The following is a 15,658-nucleotide window of genomic DNA, read 5'->3' as shown; positions in this document are numbered from 1 at the left end:
CTTTGTATCAAATCTCCCTTTTTTATTGGAAATCACATAGTTCTTCGAGTAAACTGCCGTTTAACTTAATACCAATTATTTCAAAATCAAGCAGCTTACTCAAGAAAAACTTTAAACACAAAAGAAACTCAGCCAGCTCAGGATAAGCCCCGGTCTTTTGAATAAGAAAAGTAATTGCACTTTATTCGTGTACTGCTCAGCAAATAAATCTGTTATTTTCTCATCTTGCTTATTCAACAATTGCACTTTGTTTGCTGAATAGTGGAAAATAAGATAGAGCTTTAAACAAACTGACCAATTTAGTAAATAGATCTTTATGTACTGCTATCGTTATTAATACAATTTGGCGTAGTTAGCAAGTGTTTTGTCGCCATTCGCTAGTTACAGAGCATCGTTGGAGAGTTACTATTAAACTGTACTATTAGCAAAGAAGGACACGCTTAAACTACTAATGAAAATAGATAAAGGAGGCCCATATGTATGACGTTCTATACCTCTGATCGTATAAAAATCCCTGCAGGATTTTGGACAGGATTACGACAATTGGGAATAGTCGCCAACGAGGTAGTTCGAAAAGCACAATTGCCAATCTCCATTGTTTCTGATCCATTTGTCACCACAGCCCAATATTTTGCGATCTGGCAGGCTTTTTCCGAACTCATTGATGACACCTCCAAAGGAATCATCAAGCTCGCGACATCCTTTGAAACAGATCATTTCCCCCCGACTGTCTTAGCAACTTACCACGCTCGTGACTACCGTGATGCTTTAAAGCGAATGGCCAAGTACAAACAACTTTGCCCACCTGAAAGCTTACATATCACCGAGGAAGGTGAACACTGTACAATTGAAATAAAAACATTTCATAGTGAACACCCCGGTCTGTCCATATTAATTGGCATTACTTTGGCATTTCTTCTCGAACTGGGGCGCCGGGGCACAGGTCAACCTTTGACAGCAAAGTTAGTAGAATTTTCTACCCATTCAATTGGCGACATGCAGATACTTGAAGATTACTTCGGCTGCCGAATTCAGATCGGTACAAATTGTAACAGGTTGACTATACATCGAGCAGATCTGGATCGTCCCTTTGTCTCGTATAATGCAGAATTGCTAGAGATACTGACTCCGGCACTGGAACAGTCGTTGAATGAGCAGCCACGCAGCCCTTCAATTAGCGAGACGGTCAAGTGGATCATGAAACGTAGCTTAGCAGGAGGTCGCCCTGACATTCAGACTATTGCGAGCGAGTTAGGGATAAGTGATCGAACCTTGCAACGGCGGCTTACTGAAGAAGGCACAAGCTTCAAGCATTTGTTAGTAAAAGTTCGACACGAGGAGGCAAGAGAATACCTGGCAGACCCGTCGTTGGATATTAAAGAGGTTGCCTTTTTAATTGGATATGAAGACCAAAACTCATTCTACCGCGCCTTTCACATATGGGAAGGTGCTACCCCTTTACAATGGCGTACTGAACATCTCGGTGCAAACTTGATAAATTGACTAATTTACTTTTCGACACTGTATTATCAGCAGGATAACTGAATAAGTGCTACAGAAGAAAAGGAATATCTTTCAATCTAAAAGGAGCAATGTATTATGGATATGGACTTAAAAAATAAAACAGCTTTAGTCACTGGTTCAACAAGAGGGATCGGTAAAGCAATTGCCATTGAACTTGCAAAGGAAGGTGTTAATGTACTAATTAATGGACGAAATTACGAAGAGGTAGAACGAACTGTAAATGAAATTAAGCTAGAGTTCCCTGATATCTTCCCTCAAAATGCTACTGCCGATATTGTAGATAATCAACAAAGGGAAGCATTATTTAAAAAACATCCCCAAATTGATATTTTAGTTAACAATATGGGGATATATGAAATTATGAAGTATGAGGACGTTGACGATGAAGTATGGGAAAAGTATATCCGTACTAATGTTCTTGCAGCAAATGGACTATCCAAATTTTACTTACCTAAAATGATAAAAAATAATTTTGGCCGAATTATCTTTATTGCGAGTGAAGAAGCAGTTATGCCATCGGGACAAATGCCTCAATATTGCATGACAAAATCAATGCTATTATCATTGTCAAAAAGCCTATCTAAATTAACAATAGGAAAAGAAGTTACAATCAATACCATCTTGCCAGGACCATCGCTCTCTGAAAATGTGCATCATATAATTGAGGGGATGTATCCAAATGAAGATATGACTTTTTCAGCAAAAGAGAAAGAATTTATGACTAAAAATCTACCTCAATCTGAAATTCAACGATTTATCAAGCCAGCTGAAATAGGTAGATTAACTACCTTTATATGTAGCCCTTATGCTTCCGCTTTTAAAGGTTCTCCGATTCGTATGGATGGAGGCATGGTACCGACTATTTTCTAGCACTTTTCCCTTACTCACCTCTCAAGGTGAGTAAGAATCCTTTCAAAAAACAAATCTTCGTTAAACGATCAACAATCTGGCCTGATTGTTGAAATCTTATTTCCGATAAATAAAATCTCTATTAAGGTGCATTACTTAATAGAAAATTATTTGTTATTACATAGTAAGAGTCTACTCTGTAATAAAGAGTTGTTCTATTAACTGGCCAAATACAGGAAAAGGACGCGTTCTTCAATAAACGCCCCCGTTTGTTGAACACTTTAATACAAGATAAAGTCTCTACTTTCTCATAGTAAACCATCAAATCAAGCCAATTTGATACCAAAAATCAACGACTTTCATACTACCGCTTCCTTTATTAAGTATGATAAAAAGCCAGCACCTAATGTTGGCTTTCAATCTTTCTTATTCAATTAAAGCACTTGCATGAAATAAGCACCTTATACCAATTAGTCTCTAATGGTTAACTCAATATATTTAATTAATTCGCTCGAAAAGCTTCCTGATAATACTCCTTTAATTCAGAGGCATTATCTTTCCATTCCACTGGATGTCCGTTGACTATCTGGCGAAGTACATCCAAGCACCGATGCCATCCTGCAGCGGTATTAACTGCCCATGAATCGTCGTCAAAAGTATGGGTGAAGATCATTAGAGAACCTTTATCCCTTTCCTGCAAAGATATGTTCACTAGATCACCTTCTTCACGGAAACCAAATAAATATGGCTTTTCTAACTCAGTGATGGTAGCCTTATAAGTCGTTCCTTCTCCGTCATCGAAGTCAATTTTGCCCCCAAGTCTGACATCCATCTCTCCAGTGGCAAAAGGGTACCATTGGGAGAAGTACCTCGGAGTTGTAATAACAAGGAAAACATCTTCTGGCTTTTGAGAGAAAAATCGTTCAAATCTTAAAGCATAACGACCATTTGATTCATGTAATGTACCATACTTATTCATCATTTCATCTCCTTTTCTTTATCCTGGAAGTTTCTCCAGCTACTAATTCAAAAAAACAAACTAATGTTTGTTCAGCTCAGGAAAATATCAACCATTTATTCCATGCTTTTAAAGTACCATAATACTTAAACCGCAGATTATAATGTTCCATTCGTTCTTTAGTGTTGATGTTTTTTATTCGAATTCCCTCCCAAGTTCGAATAATATCAAGCCTATAATGGCAGTAAAAAAATAACTAAATGCACCGATTCTTTTCGTTTTAATATCAACCGTTTTCTGCTCGAATTTTTTTATGTAGTCAAAGATTATCCACAAACCTATTAAAGGAACTATCCCTAACAAATAATTATCTACTACATGAAATAACGTAAAAACTGTCACTACTGCAAATGCTACATTGCTCAATATTGTTTTAATAATGGTCACTTCCCAAAATGCTTCTTGTTTAATTAACCTTCCCTATAATGGAGTATCGATAAAGCTGAAGAATCGACCCATTATTAGCTATCGCCACGATTAATTCAAGTGTAATTTTTCACAATCTAACTTCAAACACTGTCAATCAACTTTTTCACAGCACCTACTACCACTTCTGGTTCATCATTTTGTATATAATGAGCACTGTTTTCAGCAATCACCAATTCACCTACATAGGATATTTCAAGTATCTCTTTCTGCATTTCATTCCATAACTCTTGTGATTCCTTTGAATAATGAGTTTTTTTTCCAGCTGAAAGAACAATTAGTGGGACATTTAATTTAAGTCTAGTGTCTTTCAACTGCTTTAAGCTCTCCATAAATTCATAATAATTTCCTTCATAAATGAATTGCTTATTATAAGCTTGTTGAAAATCCTCTGACATTGTTGGGAGAAATCTTTCTCTATAATCTTCAGGTGTAGAATCAATCAAGACAAGTCCACAAACTTCATTTTGATATTCAGTTGCAAACATTCTCAAGTTTACTCCACCAAATGAATGCCCCACTAATATATAGGGGGGATTAATGTTGGCTTCAATAAGAAGTTCCTTCAATTCTTTTACCATCTCACCGCTAGTTCTGGGATTAGAACTTGTCTCACTTTTCCCAAGTCCCGCTCTATCATAAATTAGAACATTAGAGAGCATTGAAAGATCTTCGATTACTGAATCCCAAGCCTTGGAAAAATCACCATATCCAGCATCCATTACAACAGTTGGTTTTTCATGATTTTCTCCCACCAATTTTGCATATAGTTTACAACCATTTATTTGCACTAACATTTCTTTAGTCATTTAATCTATCCCTTCATTTTGGCCAACTATCAATAGCATAAAAGCTGCTTTTTCGCCTAAACTGCAGCGATAATCGAATAAAGAAGCTACCGACATTCAGATCGGAGAAATTATAAAGATCGAAGTCTCTTAACCAAACACCTGTGCAGCAATTCCAAATAATTCACCATTTCTCTGTGGCATCTTAGTGGAATTAAACATCATAATGGGTGGATTACTCACGTTTAAAAACCCGCATTTCTCTACTGCTTCCATAAACATTCCATTACCTGATGGTATATCGATCCTTAATTTGCCTTGATGTCCAATAGCCAGCTTTTCTAGAATCATAGATGCTACCTGAGCATCCGGTGCCACAATGGGACCTATTATTAGATTGATAGGGCCTAATATAGATAATCCAAAACCTATAATGTTCCCTATAGTATCTTTCACCATTACACAATCCTTGGATTGATTAATTCTATGTTTAAGAAAGGTGCTTCTTTTATCTCCATAAGCCTCTTCATCTAGCTCAATTATTTTATTTAAGTCGCTCTCATTAAAATGTTCAATGGTTACTTTTCTATTGGCTAGATTAGAAGTTGAATAGGTATCACATATGTACTTGTGCACATGGTCAACGATTTGAAATCCCATTTTTTCATAGAGAGGCTTTCCATTTTCAGTTGAAATTAGCATAATTGAAAAGTCACTTGAAAGAGAATTCATACATTGTTGTGTCACTTCTTTTCCTAATCCCATTCCTCTATATTCTTTGTTGACTATGACCATACCAATAGAGGCTAGATTCGTTTCATAAGGGATAATGGCTGCGCTTGAAACAATCTTACCCTCATTATTTTTATGGCCAAATACTTTACCAGATGACATAACAGTACCAATCTCGTGTTCATCATAATCCCACCCAACTGATTCAGACAGTTCAATTAAACCCGGGATGTCTTTTTTATCAAACTGGACTAAATCTAACTTTGCCATCTTACTTGTAATCATAAAATTTTCTCCTTAATCGATTCCATATTGAGAGTATTACTTTCTTCCCCAGTTACTCATATACAAGAAAAAATTTTAGTACATTCTCCTTTAACACTCTTCTCATTTCCTGAAAACAAAGGGGGTCCATCAGCTGCTAGATCCAGCTATAAAACTGATTGAAATGACTCTGTGAATTCTCTAAATGACAAGGTGTATAAATGAAGTGATAATAAGTCATAATTTCTTACGTTTTCGTTCCAAAAGTATAGGTGCTATATTTAGTAAGATAGAAACAATTGTCAAAAACCATAATGCCCTTGTCATACCAGGTACTACATCCGATAAAGCCGCCCAATCTTCCATTTTTACCCACCGAGATACATAACTGTAATCTGCACAAAGTGTTAATGCAGTAAAAGATAGTCCCATCGCCATAGCAAGCTTATAATCCTTTCCTGCTGTATACATATAAAGATTTATAAAAGTTGCTACTATTGCAATAACCCCTAATATTACCCACATAACAATTCCTCCATATTTTTTTATTGATAACTAATGTGCTTCATCTCCATTTTTCCCGTTACTTTCTTATTAGACATTAATACGTCAAATCTAATTTATAGTAAATGCTCATCCTTTTGTGATTTCTTATTGGAAAAACCTGCTCTTTAGTTTAAGTACCTTCTTTCACTAATCTGCCTTCTTAGATCAACGCCCCCGTTATGGAATAAAGACTCTCCCACATTAATTTGCTCTTTCTAATAGATTATTAATTTGAGTATCATTTTTTTCTCTATATTCGTTTATTACTTTCTTCTTGAATTCATTCCACTCTTCACCTTTAGATGTTATATCGTCATACAGTTTGTTTTCCAATAGCTTTCCCTTCATCGATTCATAAGCATATTCTTTGCAGTATTCTTCTATTGTCATATCCATTTCATTGAGAAGGTTATTGAATTTTTCATTTTGTGTTTCATTTGCCATCTCTATATTAAATTCTATAACCTCTTGAACTTCTTCATCGAATACAGAAAAGCCTTGGGTTTTAGCCCATAGCTGAAGATACTATGTCTTTCTGTAGACAAGCTGGCTGCTATTTGGCTTTCGTTAGCTTTATTATATAGCCTTTTATTGGTTTACTTACCTATTCTTTCAAGTGTATTTGAATAATTGTCATCAATAATTAACATCGGTTCCTTTATTGACTGTAAAATACTTTTCATATCAATTAATTCATTGTCTTTTTCTTCACTGATGGTTCTAAAAACTGTAATTACGGCTTCCATTTTTTCTTTTTCTTCATTACTTATGACATAAGAATGATTTTCAAGAAACTTATTAGTCATACCAGATATAAACTCATCAACACGAAATAAGCTATATTGCATTAAATCCCAATCGGATGATGCGTCTCCCATATGTATTGTATTGATGGCAAATAAGTAGGAGTGAATGCTTTTACTTTCTCCTTTAACAATTCTCCAATTATTGTACAAATCGCTTTTCACTTCACTATTTCCTTCAGTTAAATTAACAAACTCCTCCAGCCTGTTAGCCAGATTACTACCTTTAACTGTAATAATTGATAAATTATCATAATTTCTATCGATACTCTGATTAACGTAATATCTATATTCAATCTGAACATAAAAACTGTAAATTACAAAGACTCCAATTAACAAAAAAAGAAATCTGTTTAAATATTTTTTCAAATTTGCTTTATACATTTAATCCCCCATTGACTCTTTTACTTCTTCAAGTATCCTGCCCTTTAATGTAATAAAGAATATGCAAAAGGCCAACACCTATCTTGCGAAAAGTAGTACTATTTTCACGTCAAACGATCCTCGTTTTCACTCATTCTCTCCATATTATCGGTTTCCAGTTCCTGATAAGCTCTGTACGCTAAAACTAAGAAAAATGCAGTTACTCCAAAACTAATTACAATTGCTGTTAAAATTAATGCCTGAGGGAGAGGATCTATATATCCTTTAGAAGAATGTTCACCCAGTAGGGGAGGCGCTTCTTCTCCCTTTGGTAATCCTCCCATTGTTATAAGCAAAAGGTGAACCGCGTGACTGAGAAGCCCTGTGCCGATAATAATTCTAAGTAGACTTTTAGAAAGTATTAAATAAACCGCACACATCATAATTATTCCGATTACTATGGACATTAATATTTCCACTCAAAATCCCCCTGTTCTTCCGTTATCCTGTCCTTTACTAGAACAAAGGGCGACTGCTTGTTCAGCAAACGCCCCTGTTACTTGAATATAGGTATTAGTGTGATACTGGATTAGTCGCAAGATAAATAGCCATAAATATGCTAAAACAACCTAACAGAAAGAGAGTTGTAAGGACGACCTTTCTACCTATTTGTCCAGTGAAGTAGATATTCACTAAAAGAAAATAGATAAAAGCGCTTCCAACAATACAGTACAAAAATTGTTTGGTGTCCTCGATTGAAGGGAGTGGAGTTGTTATATTAGTTAATGCTGTCCCAGCAAATATGAAAAGTCCTAATATGTTTAGTAACTTCCCCATACTCACTTCTTTTTTGGTCACCGCTTGATCATATTGAGAAGTTTGAACATTAGTTTCCAAAGTGACACCACCATTTTAAATACTTTACTAACTATACGAATTTATCGAACAAAAGTTTCAATACTTTATGTATTTATTCAACAAACCTGCCCGATTGTGTAGTAAGACATAAAGACGATACTTCAACTAACCTGCTTAGTTAGTTGATAAGAAAATATAAAGCAACGAGGTTACGAACAGAATCATAACAAAAAAGACCAAACATATTTTATATATACTATATGTTTGGTCTTTTTATTTACATACGTTTGAGGGTTATCTCCCTTAGATATACTTCATCAGGGTACATATTGTAAAATCCTGACAGAGTGGCCGCAAAAAAAGCTTGGGATGCTCCAAGCTTTTTTATGGTTTCGTTCCAATCTATGAAACCTCAAAAACAGTATATGTTGGCAAAGTAAAAACCACTCAAATGGTTCAATATACAAGCAGAAAAATGGTCGTGCTATTCTTTGATTTAATCAGTATTAAAATTCGATGCCTCCGGAATGTTTATAATAATTCTTTGCTGTATAGTTCGGCCATTCCCAAAAGTTTGAACCTTGGGACACCACAAACCGATCTAAAAAAATTTCCAAATTCGAATGTAATGGTTCCGGTTTCAAAGATGTCCCGGCAATATACAGGTAGTCAGGATCATCTCGTTCAATAGCTGTTCGACTTATCAATAGATTATTTTCAAGCACATACCCTATCGGAATATAATCATACAAGGATTTAAGGGCATCGTTTATCTCCTTTATTTCCTCTATAGAGTATATCTGCAATCCACCACCAATATTAATCGAGCCTAGTAACATTTCATACATTTTTGCCCCATTGTGTTGAGATAGAAATTGTTGAAAATCTTCAGGAAACATCCATTTTCTTTCTTCTTGAAATGCCTTCAGGTCTCCGCTTTCAATAGGGGGATTAAATGAACAATGAACCGTGTGAATATTCCCTTGCTCAGCCACAATCTCCATATTTCCTTTTTCATCGAGTCGTTTCTTTAGAGCATGTAACGTCTTGTTAAGTATCATTTAAATTCCCCCTATTTTCATTTTAGTAGCTTGCCCACCATGGAGATACCGTTTGCTGGAGGATGGTTCGCGGTAACGGGTACAGATTTGAAAAACTGTTTCCTCCCCCGTACTCTCTTGGGATGACGTGGTGGATATCTACTCCAGACCAATCCCAATTCGGATCACCATACATCAATATACGAAGCAATATATTGTCCTCTAAGTGTATTGTTCCACGGTGAGCGATCTTCTAATGGTACGACGGCCATGTCGGCTCTTGTCGGAGTCGGCATGTACTGACCGCTATGATTGTTTTGAATCACCGGGTAGAAAGTAGCTTTTTTGTTTGCCAATACTGGCCCTGCTTGCCCGCTATCAGTTTCAGGATATGACCCCAACCAGCCCACTGTTGTGACCCTTTGCGTCATCCAGAAATTGGTTGATGTTACGTTGTATGTTTTTGAATACGTTCTTCCAATATAAATTTGTGCTCCTGTCCATTCTACATCAAATCCAGTTACTTTGCTGTACGTACCTTCAAGTGTTTTACTGCTCAGCAAGTCGTATCCGGCAATGACTATGACAGGGGGATCACCAATAATTTTTGTAATGGTCACTTTTAATGTGACAGTTTTGTTCACATTGTCAAAGATGGTGTTATTCGTCACTTCGACATAATTCACTTCAGAGGCAACAGCCTTCTCCATTTCTGTATCGGATGACTTTGACGGTTTATTAGGATCTAACGCTGCAAGGTCCATCTTTTTAGTATTATATAGACTCTTACGTTCTTTCTGCTGGTGCTGTTCTTTCGCTAACTTTTCGATCTCTTTGGCTTCACTCTTGTTGATTTTTCTGGATGTCCCATCCTCATCGAATGTTAAATAGGTCTTCTCCGTTAAGGTTTTAACATCAGGATTGGATACCTGATAATCGTTCGTACCAGCATTCGCTGAAGCTGAGCTTAAAAACGAAAAGGCTGCACCAAAGGCTAATAGCAACACCAACAAAATCTTTGACACTTGTTTCATCATGTTATTGCATTTCTCCTTTCAATTTAAGATCAATAACAGAATTCAACAATTTTTTCCAAATACCTTCGTAATGTTTAATAAAAGTAAAAAATACCCAATTTTATTAACAAATATTAGGATTTATTTCACTAAATTTCCATTTTTTGTAGTAAAAATAACATAAAAAAATCCACTCTTATGATAAGAGTGAACTCTATCGTCACGGAAAAAGGTGACGATACGAATGCGACGCAACTGAACCTATACCAAAGTTTTTCCTCTTTGTCGGGATGAATACAATCACGCTCGACTTGGGTGAGGTCATAAGATTGCTCAAAGAACTCAAAAGTATGGAAGCCGTTGTGATAGAATCCATTACTAAGATTGATTGCTGGCATAAACGTGTTTCCTATCTTGAGCACAGAGTGAAATCATATGATGTGTTAGGTACCGTTCGCATTTCATGTAGATAGTATGTTGGAGAATTGCAGTACAACGTACCGCACCGGAAAGGGCGATGCAAAATTTTACAACTATGAGCAATGGTCTTGTTCCATTAAATGGCCCTTTAATTGAGTAAAATGCTTTTTCCAAGTTAATATTAAAAAGCCTAATCTCAATAATATAGCGATTAGGCTTACTAATTAACTGGGAGTTTCCTAAATATCAGTTTTTCCCTTACATCCACTCATCGTACATCAGTTTACGTGCATGACTATATAACCGAGCGTATAATTGAGTTTGGTGGGGACTGTTATGTCCTAAAAGCACTTGAATACATTCCAGTGGCATTCCTTTTTGTGCTAAATGGGCAGCAAAGGTATGACGTAACGTATGAGGAGTGCATCGAACCCCCAGCCTTTTTTCATATCTCTCAAACCTCGATTGAATTGTACGTTTCACTGCTGGCCTAGTTGCCGTTGCGTCAACAAAAACATTCGGAATAGTATCCCGGCGCTGATCTAAATAGGCCCTTAAATGCTCTCCACATGATCGGGTAAATAATACAATACGTCCTTTCTTTCTCTTTCCGCTTTGAATATTAATTAAGCGCTCAATCCAGCAAATATCTTCAATTTGCAAGTTAATTAATTCACTCACTCGTATGCCTGTCGCATATAAAACCTCCACAATAGCACGATCTTCAATATTCCCTTCCACTAAAAGTCTCAATTCTATCAATTGATGCATTTCCAAGTAGTGCGGCAGAGAATCTTCTAGTTCAGGGAATGGTACTGGTGCTGCTGGACTATGTGAGACAAACTCTTCTTCTAAACAATATTTAAAAAATAGCTTTATGCCTGCTAGTTTTGTCTTAATGGTTACTTTTTTATAACCACCTAACTCTAATGTTATTAACCAACTTCTTATATCTTTTGCAGTAACTTCAACGACCGACTTAGTAGTATAAATCAATAACTGTCTGACAGCTTTTTGATAGAGATCAACCGTCTTTTCATCTAAACGAAAACTGTATTCTTCAATGAATTTATGGATACACTCCTCGGATTCTATCATTTCTGGATCTCCCCTAACCCATATACTTTCGATAGAGCGCAATGATTTCTCTTTTCGGGAGGCGAGCATAGATCAGGGTAGTTCCTAAGTCCGAATGACCAAGTTCATCTCCTATAAAAGATAATTCTGCTCCTTTAGCTAATAGCTCTGTCGCAAAAGTGTGCCGCAATCGATGAGGATGAAGCCCTAAACTAAGTTCAGTATTATCCCCTATATCCTTTAGTATCTGCTGAATGGTTCGAATGCTTAAACGTTTTCCCGTGGTATTTGACACCAAAAGTGCAGGAGATACTTTCTTTCGGCTGGTTTTAAGGTACATTTCTAGGAGTACAGCACATTTGTCTGTAAAGTGAACGTGCCTAATTTTTGTTCCTTTGCCTACTACCTTGGCAGTCCGTTTTTCAAAATTTAAGTCCTCTCTATTTAGGCGATGTACCTCACTGACCCGGCAACCTGAAACAAGCATGAATTCAACCAACAGTTGGTTTCTGAGGATTGTTAATTCACACTGTTGTCGGATTTTTGCAACCTCTTCTTTATCCAGGTATTTAGGCACCGGTTGAGGAAGTCTAGGAAACCAACGGCTTTTTATGGGAGACCGTTCTACAAGCGCTTCTTTAAGGCAAAAAGAATAGAAAGAGGATAAAATACTAAGACGTAGTTGGAGAGTGGCTTCTTTAATATGACTTTGATGAGTTCTAAACCACTCTAAAATCGTATCTGATGAGAGCGAGGAGAACGGATCTACCATATCATTAAAAAAGTGTTCTAAAAAACGCCTGTACTGAATGACCGTTCCCTCACTTCGGTTTGCAAGTTTCAAACTTAACAAAAAATCACTTACTACCTCCTGATTGTTTTCCAAGGGTAAAGCCTTAGTTAATTGCCAATACTTTTCCATATAGACACTCCTTTCATTTAAGTTTGATATCTGTCATACTGCTTTTTTCGTGCTGTTTCCATTAGACGAGTATAAATACGTGTACTATTAATATCCACATGACCCAGTAGATCCTGAATGTAACTTTGTGGCATATTTTTTTCTGCTAAATGTGCGGCAAATGTATGGCGTAAAGTATGGGGGCTCACCTTAAAACCAAGTGATTCGGAGAAATTACGAAAGTTTTTTTGTATATATTCCCGGTGAAGTGGACCTCCTCTACGATTAGCAAATAAGAACAAGCTGTTTGTTTCACGTTTTTCTAGGTATAGTTTTAAGCGTTCCGCACAGTCATGCGAAAAAAGGACAAATCTTTCTTTGGTTCCCTTTCCTTTCCGTATCCATATTTGTCGGGTATCCCATTTAATATCTTCTAATTTTATTTGTAACAGCTCACTGATCCTTACTCCTGTGGAATATAATGTTTCAATGATAGGGCGAAATTGGTAATCATTCCGTGTTAATTCTTGTAACTCGGCCAACTGGCGCTTACTTAAGTAGTATGGAAGGACATCATCTTTTTTAGGGGTTTTTACCATTGACAATGGATTTTTCTTTAGAAGATTTTCTTCCATACAATATTGATAAAACGACTTCAATCCTGATAGTTTAATATGTATCGAACGTTTTTTTAGACCTTTTTCCTCTAGTGAAGCAAGCCATGCTCTTATATCAGCAGCCTTTACTTCACTATATCCTTTTTTACAAAAGAAGAAGAATTGTTGAAGCGAAAGTCTATAACTTCTGATTGTTTCTTTACTAAACCTTGATTGATGATCGTCAAAAAATGACACTAGTACCTCTTCGTTCATGGTTATCTACCCCATTATATTTTGATAAGATGTAATCATGTCTTCAGTTAGAATACGTGCATATATACGAGTTGTGTTTAGATTGGAATGTCCCAATTCATCTGCTATGAATTCAATGGTTGCCCCTCTTGCTAGCATGTTTGTTGCAAATGTATGGCGACAACAATGAGGATGCAACGATTGATTTAACCCAGCTTTTTTTCCAATTTTCCTCGTTATGTAATAAATGGATTTTGGACCTAAGCGTTGATCGGAATTACATAAGAATAATGGGTCTGTTCCTTTACAGATTCTTGTCTGTATATAGTCCTTCAATACAAGGGCACACTCTTCCGAAAAATGCACCTTTCTAATTTTCTTTCCTTTTCCCGTTACTTCAGCTGTTCTTTTTTCTAAATTGACATCTTTAATAGAAAGATTAGAAACTTCCGAACTCCTGCATCCTGACGAGAATAATAGTAGCATCAGTGCACGATCACGAAGAGCCAAATTTTCTGTTACAATCTTTACTCTAGCAAACTCATTCTCGTTTAAATACTTGGGTAAGGACTTTGGAATTTTGGGTCTCCATCTTTTTTTAATAATGACATTTTCTGTATACTCTTCCGCAAGGCAAAATTGCAAAAATGATGATAATGCTGTTAGATAAGCATCTACCGTCTTCTCTTTTTTTCCATTTGTGAAATGTAAAAAGTACTTTCTCACTTCATTCGTTGTTAATTGATTTAAAGGAACAGTACACATGCTGAAGAACCGTTCTAAAAACCACCGATAGTTTTTTATTGTTCTTTCAGCTTTGTTTTCAAGTTTTAAACTTAGCAAATATTCATTCATTATTGTTCTTAATGATTCATCCTGTAAGCTACTTTTCCAATAATCATTTGATTCTTCCATAACCTAACCTCTCTTCTATCAATGGTGGTTATATATATTATTCTTAGACATTTTTATTTATCTTTATACTTATATAATTGTGATTACTATAAGAGCTTTTATAGAGAGAATTTCTTAAACTCCAAAGTTACCGACATTCTAAGCCTTATAACCTTCTTATGAAAATGCTGGCCCTTTTGCGTTTGGGTTAACTCTTTCCTAAATTAATAAGCTTTTTTCTTGTGCTAAAGATGTAGGTATTTCAAATAAGAGCTATTGGACCTAACTAGTATTCTAAAAGGTTCACTAAAGATTTTAAGATTATAATTTCTTATTTTTGTATCTTCAGATAGGTAATAATTATGGTAAAATAAGTAACGTTTATTTCTGAATTAAAACATAAGTTTTTTTAGGGTGGTTTGTAATTTATGGGGGAAAGGTTAGTTAGGGTTGATGAATGATACTATATTTCAGAATGATACCATTTTCACCCTAGAAGAAGCTTTTAAGAGAATTCGTGAAGGGAATTTTGAAATTGGTGATGAATTTGGGTTACCTGACGTCTATGGTAAAGACTGGACTATACAAAGAGGTCCTGCAGGAGTATTTGGTAAAAAATTCTTTAATTTGATCAATGCATATCCTGATTTAGGAATTAAATTTAAGGATATGGGGAAATACGGACGCAGAGCTGTTTATAAAATCGGGAAAAAGACGACTAACTACATTCAAAAAAAAGAGACAGAAGGTAAGCACATGAGTAATAAACAAATTAGAAGAGCGATTAAAAATTACATTAAGCACTTTGGAATGCAAGATACACGCATTGTAATCGATAAGTTTTCAAAAGCGTTTTATACAACAAAACAACGTATTTCAGGAAATATTAGTTACATGAAATGCATCGACCGTTCCATTAACATCATTAGTAACAAACCACATAGTAAAATGTACTAATCATTCCACCCTGTCCGGCAGATCCTCTGCCTGTCTTTTTTTATACCAAAGCACTACCCATTATTTCATTAATATGCTCCAGTTTAGGTGATACATTTTGCTATCTCTATGACCCTTTACTAAAACCATATTTAACTTTCAGATATTTTTAAAAATGGATTTTGCACATCGTTTTTTACGCGCTCACAAGAAATCATTTAACGGGAAATGAACTTTTCTTCTACTTTAATTATCATCTCATTCAAATCCTTGTCTCCTTGTCTATAATTTAAAGTAAAATATAATACTTCTTAAGTAAAATTTTGCTTTTGTATAATAGAATATTTTATTT

16 protein-coding genes are annotated in these 15,658 nt (G+C 35.7%); 3 read left to right on the top strand and 13 right to left on the bottom strand.

The features are described from left to right. Positions 1–480 precede the first annotated feature (480 nt). Positions 481–1,503, top strand: a complete 1,023-nt coding sequence (locus ACFQWC_RS00290) for an AraC family transcriptional regulator (protein WP_377105551.1) — start codon at positions 481–483, stop codon at positions 1,501–1,503. Between the two features lie 96 nt (positions 1,504–1,599). Beyond that, positions 1,600–2,394: an SDR family NAD(P)-dependent oxidoreductase gene (locus tag ACFQWC_RS00285; protein WP_377105549.1), complete on the top strand. Its 795-nt coding sequence runs from the start codon at positions 1,600–1,602 to the stop codon at positions 2,392–2,394. Between the two features lie 481 nt (positions 2,395–2,875). Here ACFQWC_RS00285 and ACFQWC_RS00280 read toward each other — a convergent pair whose 3' ends face one another. From ACFQWC_RS00280 to xerA, 13 genes are all read right to left on the bottom strand, one after another. Next, entirely contained in the window at positions 2,876–3,352 is a 477-nt protein-coding gene (locus ACFQWC_RS00280) for an SRPBCC family protein (protein WP_377105547.1), read from the bottom strand. Between the two features lie 548 nt (positions 3,353–3,900). Next, complete coding sequence (locus tag ACFQWC_RS00275; RefSeq protein ID WP_377105545.1) at positions 3,901–4,626, bottom strand: alpha/beta fold hydrolase; 726 nt, start codon at positions 4,624–4,626, stop codon at positions 3,901–3,903. Between the two features lie 129 nt (positions 4,627–4,755). Continuing rightward, complete coding sequence (locus tag ACFQWC_RS00270) at positions 4,756–5,622, bottom strand: GNAT family N-acetyltransferase (RefSeq protein WP_377105543.1); 867 nt, start codon at positions 5,620–5,622, stop codon at positions 4,756–4,758. Positions 5,623–5,838: 216 nt separating this feature from the next. Next, entirely contained in the window at positions 5,839–6,126 is a 288-nt protein-coding gene (locus ACFQWC_RS00265) for a hypothetical protein (protein ID WP_377105541.1), read from the bottom strand. A gap of 222 nt (positions 6,127–6,348) precedes the next feature. Continuing rightward, positions 6,349–6,591, bottom strand: a complete 243-nt coding sequence (locus ACFQWC_RS00260; protein ID WP_377105539.1) for a hypothetical protein — start codon at positions 6,589–6,591, stop codon at positions 6,349–6,351. A gap of 152 nt (positions 6,592–6,743) precedes the next feature. Continuing rightward, positions 6,744–7,334, bottom strand: a complete 591-nt coding sequence (locus tag ACFQWC_RS00255; protein WP_377105537.1) for a hypothetical protein — start codon at positions 7,332–7,334, stop codon at positions 6,744–6,746. A 104-nt stretch (positions 7,335–7,438) separates the two neighbouring features. Further along, positions 7,439–7,792 (bottom strand): Na(+)/H(+) antiporter subunit C, encoded by a 354-nt coding sequence (locus ACFQWC_RS00250; RefSeq protein WP_258263011.1) that lies wholly within the window; start codon positions 7,790–7,792, stop codon positions 7,439–7,441. Between the two features lie 885 nt (positions 7,793–8,677). Then, positions 8,678–9,232 (bottom strand): SMI1/KNR4 family protein, encoded by a 555-nt coding sequence (locus tag ACFQWC_RS00245; protein ID WP_377105535.1) that lies wholly within the window; start codon positions 9,230–9,232, stop codon positions 8,678–8,680. A gap of 164 nt (positions 9,233–9,396) precedes the next feature. After that, entirely contained in the window at positions 9,397–10,248 is an 852-nt protein-coding gene (locus ACFQWC_RS00240; protein WP_377105533.1) for a hypothetical protein, read from the bottom strand. Between the two features lie 657 nt (positions 10,249–10,905). After that, complete coding sequence (locus ACFQWC_RS00235; RefSeq protein ID WP_377105531.1) at positions 10,906–11,745, bottom strand: tyrosine-type recombinase/integrase; 840 nt, start codon at positions 11,743–11,745, stop codon at positions 10,906–10,908. 13 nt (positions 11,746–11,758) lie between these two features. Then, the gene (locus ACFQWC_RS00230; RefSeq protein WP_377105529.1) at positions 11,759–12,646 is read right to left on the bottom strand and encodes a tyrosine-type recombinase/integrase; all 888 of its coding nucleotides are present in this window, start codon (positions 12,644–12,646) and stop codon (positions 11,759–11,761) included. 17 nt (positions 12,647–12,663) lie between these two features. Then, on the bottom strand, positions 12,664–13,497 hold the full coding sequence (locus tag ACFQWC_RS00225) for a tyrosine-type recombinase/integrase (protein WP_377105527.1): 834 nt from the start codon (positions 13,495–13,497) through the stop codon (positions 12,664–12,666). Positions 13,498–13,503: 6 nt separating this feature from the next. Next, on the bottom strand, positions 13,504–14,391 hold the full coding sequence (gene xerA / locus ACFQWC_RS00220) for a site-specific tyrosine recombinase/integron integrase (protein WP_377105525.1): 888 nt from the start codon (positions 14,389–14,391) through the stop codon (positions 13,504–13,506). 429 nt (positions 14,392–14,820) lie between these two features. On the opposite strand from xerA, the gene ACFQWC_RS00215 reads away from it, so the two are divergent. Then, positions 14,821–15,327, top strand: coding sequence for a hypothetical protein (locus tag ACFQWC_RS00215; RefSeq protein WP_377105523.1), 507 nt, complete (start codon positions 14,821–14,823; stop codon positions 15,325–15,327). Positions 15,328–15,658 lie beyond the last annotated feature (331 nt).

The sequence above is a fragment of the Rossellomorea sp. GCM10028870 genome (genome assembly GCF_042666755.1).
Lineage (GTDB): Bacteria > Bacillota > Bacilli > Bacillales > Bacillaceae_B > Rossellomorea.
This window is presented reverse-complemented; position numbering and strand designations above follow the sequence as displayed.